The sequence below is a fragment of the Brevibacillus sp. NRS-1366 genome (assembly GCF_050467985.1).
This window is the reverse complement of record NZ_JBITPN010000079.1, coordinates 1-6,184: the sequence shown is the minus strand read 5'-3', so window position 1 is coordinate 6,184 and position 6,184 is coordinate 1. Positions and strand designations below refer to the sequence as shown.

Sequence of the window (6,184 nt, the reverse complement as noted above, 5' to 3'; positions counted from 1 at the left end):
GGCTGGGTTTGACGCTTACGAAAGATTGAAACAGGAAAATCGCTTCTTACAGCAACAATTGGATGTCTTAAAAAAGTACAAGGAGAGTGGGAAAGGAGGTGTCACCAGAAGCAGCAGTCCAATGGATTCCATAAAGGGAGAGGTCTCTGTACAACTAGCGTGTCAATGGCTGGGCATTGCTCGTTCCACCTATTATCGGAGAAAAAATCAATTAGATACACAACGGATTTCGAATCCTATAGTGACACGTATTCGGGAGTTGTGCCTGGCACATAAATTTCGCTATGGATACCGAAAAATTACAGCACTTTTACGCCGAGAGATGCAAGTGAATCATAAACGAGTGCAACGGATCATGAGTGAAGAAGGCTTGCAATGTCAAGTGAAAGTGAAAAAACGAAAGGGAACCGGACAACCGTTGCAGGTTGCTGAGGAATTTAATTTAAAGGCTGTAAACATGTATCAGCAAGGAGAGATGTGTTATGAAGCAATAGCTAAAACAAGTAAAGCAGTGGGTTCGAAAGAAAAACAATGGTGAAGGCTTTGTGGATTAACATGGGAAGAGCCATTCTTATGACCACCCTTTAATAGGTCGTCCAAGAATGGTTAATTTTTTCCCTACCACACTTACCATTAAGATGATTATAAATATAACCTTCGTGCATCAGCAGTATCATGAAATGCTAATTTAAGCTATTTTGGTATCGTTTCCTCTAGAAAACCGACTTCAGCTTGTCCTAGTTTGATTTCTTTATTCTAAATAACAATAAAACAAACTCGTTATCTCAAATGGATTAAACGGGTTCATTAGCTTGTACAGTTGCTGTTTTTGCCATGCTCATCTTGGATATGGAAGAATGAGAGTAGAAAACTGGGGGGAGTTAGGCACAGTACGTAGCCATACTAACCACTTCACCCTTTATCGATTACAAGAGCCTGTCCGATTTATCTGCGTATCTTCCCTTTCAGCTTTATGTCCCTGAGGGTTTACTCCGAGATTATGCACTTGAATCCAGTTCAATTCTCTTAGAGAAAACCTCCCAACTGATATACTTAGCCCGGTACTGACACGATTCATTTCCGAATGACCAAAGGAGATCTGGATGAAAGTAGGGGTTTCCTGGAATATAAGCAAATTGAAATATTCACCTCAGTCCATGGTTAATTAACCATTAAAGGACATAACGGCCTCTTTTCTGTCGTCACATGGTCTTAAAAGGTTATTCCTTCTCAATTTCTATCAGTAAACCTCTATCGTCCTGTACCTCCAATTAGTAAAACGATGATCATAATTGAAGTAATCATTTTCTTTTTCATAAAATTTATTCCACTCTCTTCACCATGTAACTCCATTTCCTTTCATTGAATAAGATATGCTGCACTAGACTACTTTTTTGTAATTGAGTATGGAATGATAATCGCTGGTAAAGTTCCTTAGCTCGTGGGTTTTTCCCGGAGACATACAAGCTTAACCTATCTAGCCTTCGCTCCCTTTGCACAAAATTGTGTGCCCACTGAAATAACAGTTTTCCAATTCCCTTACTTTGATGATCCGGATGGACAACAATGTCTGCAATATAACACTCTCCTGCCTGTGGCTTATGCTCTAAGAAATACAATCCTAGCAACATTTTAAAGAGGTTCCACTTCCCGAACATGCGAAAGCTCTCCCATGAATGAAGCTTCCGCTTTTGCTTCATGTGAGAACCGTTTTGCCACTTGATCGACATCGTTCCTACGACTTCTCCCTCTTGTATGGCAACCATTCTTTGGGTTGCCGGCTCAATAGGGAAATTATCAAAAAGCTTTTCGAAAAAAAGGGCAAGTTCGTTATCATTCATATTCGTGAGGGTTTGAAATTTTCCACGAAACCCTTGGACGAGTAATCGGCTGACCTGTGCATTATACTTTGCGTTCATTGGTTCAATCGTGAGGGGGGCTGCCGTCATGTTTGATTCACCCTTTCAGAATTTGTAGTCGGTTCGATCAAAGCTTGTAGCTCATAATGCAGCTGGCTTTGGCTAAATAGGGATAAATAAGATCTTTCAATGAGGATCAGGGGTCCCTGTATGACATGAGACTGCGCTACGGCATAGGCGTAAAACTGTTCAATCACTTGTTCAAGCTCATCATCTTCATGAACCAACCTCTGGGTAGAAAGATAGTTACCGCTAGGCAATGAACAATTGCTAGGCACTTGGGTTTCCGTATATAAGGTAATGGTACTGGAACCATCCTCAATAAAATAAATGTCCGCTTCAAACAAGTTCGAAACGTACTTGGCCCGTTCAGCCAACAGTTTGGTGTTCAGCTTCATTTGTGAATCCATTTCAATCCAACGTGCCAAATAAGTGGTGTCTCGCCACTTTATTTGGTAGTGGTTGGGGTGAGAAGTGAAATTATTTTGTTCATACAAAATCTTTTTTATGAACTGCTGAAGCTCTTGAAGGCGAAGCAACTCTGTATTTATTTCTAGCAAAGAACGATTGAGTAGCTGCCTGTATTGAACCGCAGAATAGGAAGTCATGCATTCCTTAATAGACTGGACAGGCACCCCTAATTTGCGAAGCAACAGAATATGCGCGAGCTGGTAAACTTGATCTATGCTGTACATTCTATACTGATTGTTATCTATGTAAGTAGGTAGAAGAACTCTTTTCTCTTCAAAATAACGAATTTGATGAACAGACACGTTCAAAATCTTAGCTAATTCGCTAATCGTAATTTCACTCTTCATAAATGTAACTCCTATGGATGTTGTGGAATGCCTCAACAATACACCTTATGTCAGACCTAAGGTCAATAGATAGTTCAAAGAATTATAGGATCTTTTGCTGGCGTTCCTCGCGAATATTGACCGCAACAGAATTTCGTCGATATCTCCAGAAGGCTGATTCGTTTGACATGTTACGAGAAGTTCTTGTGTTAGCGGGTTCAATCGTTTTTTAAAAAAAGTGGTAGTTGAGGACATTACTTAAGAGAAGATGTTATAGAGAATTTTGTCTCTAGAACAACAAGTGAGTTAAGCGATTATTCATTGAGTGGGAGTCACTGTCTCGATCGAACTAACATCTCTAGCAATTAATGATTAAGCTTACGGGGTCGATAGTGGAACAAGCACAAATAGAGGCTGCCGTATTAACACCGGCAGCCTTCGCTAAACTCCCATGAAAATAAAAACCAAAAAAGGCAATAAAAAAGTAAGCCCAGCCATAAAGTTTTTAAAAAAAGCTGTGCCTCTACTTCATAATTGAAATAAACAACCGAGAAAATAACTCACTTCATTATGAAAAGGCAGGCTGGTGCAACAACCAAAAAGGATTAATCTCCCATACGTGCTACCCAAAAAGGGTGCGACAATCTGTGATGCACCGTGGTCGCCGGAGTCAGACTAACGGTTGGGCTCTAGGCACTATGTTGAAACGACCTTCTTCGCCAGCCTACCTGTCATTATGGACACACAGATCCATTTTCATCATCTGTGGTGCAGCTGCGCTGCATGGTTGGCTAACGGGCAGATTTGCGCAAAATGACAATCGGGATTATTTACGTAATGCGTTATGCTCGTAGAGTTCAAAAATCCCCGGAATTGAGCAGCATGTATCATGAAGATATTGAAAAACGCAACAAGTATATTAACGAGACCTACGTAATTGGTGAAGACTTCAAACTCAGTTTTCGACAGAAAATTGCCGGTATCTATTCAGTAGTCATGCTGGGGATTATGCTGGCAGGAACGATCTTGCTAAAATGGGATGTACCTGAAATGTGTGCGATGTTTCTTGCAATCGGAGTAGGGGCAGGCTTGATTGCAGGTTTAAAAATGGATGAACTTTGTGACACATTGATCGCTGGTTGCCAGACCATGATGATTGGCGCCCTTATCATTGGGGTTTCTCGTGGAATCTCTGTCGTTATGTTTGATGGTCAGATTATTGATACTGTTGTTCATAGTATGGCTGCCGTTCTTAGAGAAATCCCATCATCTTTTGCAGTTATAGGGATTTTGTTTGCGATTACATTACTTAACTTCTTAGTACCCTCCGGAAGTGGAAAGGCAGTAGTGCTCTTTCCAATTTTATCTCCATTATCTGACATTCTTGGACTGACAAGACAAACTGCTGTTTTGGCATACCAGTTTGGTGATGGATTCACGAAAGACTTCTGGCCTACATCCGGATTTTTCATGGCAGCTATATTAATTGCAGGTGTATCATGGAGCAAATGGATAAAATTTTACACTCCGCTCCTTTGTATTTGGCTCTGTTCTTCTATCATTTTCCTGCTAATAGCGCAATTCATTAAGTTCGGTCCATTCTAAGAAATAGATTTATCCCAAGTCACAAGCATTGCATTGTGACATTCTGAGGATCGATTGTTCTAAACGCGTTTGGTTGCCAGGTGATTGATGTGAAAAACCACGTGAAAATCTTGTTGACGCAATTATTGGCCATGTGAATAAGCATATACACCGGGCTCGCAGATTCTGATCTGCCACAGGTAGAGACTCCGAAGATACCATAAAAAATTGAAATAGAAGATAGACGGTTACCATGGATGGTAACCGTTATTCATTAGTAGAAGAACTCAATTTTTGGAAAATATGAATAAGAGAAACCCAATAAGAAGTGTCTGTGGACGTTGTTGATCAAGCCCCTGATTCATCTGTAGGGCAAGTATCTGGAGAAGACCTTGCTAAAGTGGAAGAAGTAGCGCAACTAATTACAAAAGAAAGAAATGCATTTCGTACAGACCAATTTAATCACATTGGCAATATACATGCTCATGAATTTCACACTGGTGAAGAAATTTGGGAATAGACTAATGGAAATGTAGATGTTTTTCTTGATTTTGCTGGTTCCGGTGGTACCTTTACCGGAAGTGCAATAGCTTTAAAAAAGTATAATCCCAGCATTCGTTGCTATTTTGTTGAACCTTATACGGCTTCCTTCTACTCTGGTCAAACAGCTACGAACCTCAATCACAAGATCCAAGGTGGGGGATATTCAATGAATTTACCTCTTTTAGATAAAAATTTTGTTACAAACTACATTCGTGTAACGGATGAAGAAGCGACACAAGTTGCTAGGGAACTAGCAATGAAGGAAGGAATCTTTGCTGGTCTCTCTTCAGGAGCGAATGTTGCGGCAGCTTTAAAACTTTTGAAAGTGGAGGAAAAGGGGCAAAGGGCAAGGTAGCCCGTAATTGGGAGTGCTTTAAAAAATCGTTGATAACCTTAAGACGATGGATGATGACGAAACATTGGTCATTCAGTCAGCCTGTTGCCGTTCTCCGTGCTCATAATAGTGCACCTCGAGTCCTAATGGCTAACGCAAATCTTGTTTCTAGTTGGTCGAAGTTTGATCGATTCCTTGAGCTTGAACAGCGTGGCATGATGGCTAATGGTATGTTTACAGCAGGATACGGGGCATACATCGGCACCCAAGGGATACTACAAGGAACATATGGACTTTTGCGGCCTGCGCTGCTCGTCATTTTGACGGTACCCTCAAGGGTCGTATCGTACTAATTGGTGGTTTAGGAGGAATGGGAGGAGCACAGCAACTCGCAGCAAAGTTGCTTGGAGACGTTTGTATCGCAGCTGAAATTGACCCTTCACGCATTCAACGTCGAATCGAGGGCTCCTACTGCGATATAGAAGTAACCGATCCTGCTGAAGCGATGAGATTGGCCCTAGACGCCGCATCTCGTGGAGAAGCGCTTGGTATCGCTGTCCTTGGAAATGCGGCAGAAGTACACGAGATGTTGCTGGAAATCGGACTTCAGCCGGATATTGTGACAGACCAGACGTCCGCACATGACCCTCTAAAGAGATATGTACCTGCAGGATACACATACGCTGAGGCACTGGAGCTTCGTGAAAGCGATCCAGAAAAATATCGTGATGCTGTTGGTAAAACGATCATCCGTCATATCAGTGCCATGATATCATTTCAGGATCAAGGTGCTAAAGTCTTTGAATATGGTAATTTCCTTCGGCACCAAGCGGAACAATACGGTTTTAATGGGGCAGATAGAATCCGTGGTTTTGTAGTTGAATATATCCGCCCCCACTTTTGTGAAGGGCGAGGTCCGTTTCGATGGGCGTACCTTAATTAACTAAGATGAAAAAGTCTCTATATCAACATTTTAAACCCTCTACTCGTGAAGTGCCCCCTGTCAA

Annotated in this window: 7 protein-coding genes and 1 pseudogene; 6 read left to right on the top strand and 2 right to left on the bottom strand. The window is 41.5% G+C overall.

Translation table 11 applies throughout. From position 1 onward, the window contains the following. A partial coding sequence (locus ACIFQN_RS35695) for an IS3 family transposase (protein ID WP_429837784.1) occupies positions 1-538 on the top strand: 538 nt, incomplete at its 5' end. 784 nt (positions 539-1,322) lie between these two features. Here ACIFQN_RS35695 and ACIFQN_RS35690 read toward each other — a convergent pair. Both ACIFQN_RS35690 and ACIFQN_RS35685 read right to left on the bottom strand, forming a co-directional pair. Further along, the gene (locus tag ACIFQN_RS35690; protein WP_429837786.1) at positions 1,323-1,841 is read right to left on the bottom strand and encodes a GNAT family N-acetyltransferase; all 519 of its coding nucleotides are present in this window, start codon (positions 1,839-1,841) and stop codon (positions 1,323-1,325) included. 104 nt (positions 1,842-1,945) lie between these two features. Then, positions 1,946-2,737 carry a MerR family transcriptional regulator gene (locus ACIFQN_RS35685; protein WP_429837783.1) on the bottom strand — a complete coding sequence of 264 codons (792 nt, stop codon included), beginning with the start codon at positions 2,735-2,737 and terminating at the stop codon, positions 1,946-1,948. Positions 2,738-3,529: 792 nt separating this feature from the next. Between ACIFQN_RS35685 and ACIFQN_RS35680 the strand changes: the two genes are divergently transcribed. From ACIFQN_RS35680 to ACIFQN_RS35660, 5 genes and pseudogenes are all read left to right on the top strand, one after another. Further along, positions 3,530-4,321, top strand: coding sequence for a hypothetical protein (locus ACIFQN_RS35680; protein ID WP_429837782.1), 792 nt, complete (start codon positions 3,530-3,532; stop codon positions 4,319-4,321). A gap of 313 nt (positions 4,322-4,634) precedes the next feature. Beyond that, a complete protein-coding gene (locus tag ACIFQN_RS35675) occupies positions 4,635-4,820 on the top strand; it encodes a hypothetical protein (RefSeq protein WP_429837781.1) in 186 nt (61 codons plus the stop codon). 15 nt (positions 4,821-4,835) lie between these two features. Continuing rightward, a pseudogene (locus ACIFQN_RS35670) lies at positions 4,836-5,198 on the top strand (pyridoxal-phosphate dependent enzyme); the annotation flags it as partial. A 29-nt stretch (positions 5,199-5,227) separates the two neighbouring features. Next, the gene (locus tag ACIFQN_RS35665) at positions 5,228-5,530 is read left to right on the top strand and encodes a hypothetical protein (protein ID WP_429837780.1); all 303 of its coding nucleotides are present in this window, start codon (positions 5,228-5,230) and stop codon (positions 5,528-5,530) included. Continuing rightward, on the top strand, positions 5,422-6,120 hold the full coding sequence (locus tag ACIFQN_RS35660) for a hypothetical protein (protein WP_429837785.1): 699 nt from the start codon (positions 5,422-5,424) through the stop codon (positions 6,118-6,120). Before ACIFQN_RS35665 ends, ACIFQN_RS35660 begins: the two co-directional genes overlap by 109 nt. The last annotated feature ends 64 nt before the right edge of the window (positions 6,121-6,184 follow it).

What these genes read in the sequence shown, in the direction of transcription:
- ACIFQN_RS35690 (WP_429837786.1), bottom strand. Translation starts at nt 1,841, where the DNA reads ATGAATGATAACGAACTTGCCCTTTTTTTCGAAAAGCTTTTTGATAAT.
- ACIFQN_RS35685 (WP_429837783.1), bottom strand. Translation starts at nt 2,737, where the DNA reads ATGAAGAGTGAAATTACGATTAGCGAATTAGCTAAGATTTTGAACGTG.
- ACIFQN_RS35680 (WP_429837782.1), top strand. Translation starts at nt 3,530, where the DNA reads ATGACAATCGGGATTATTTACGTAATGCGTTATGCTCGTAGAGTTCAA.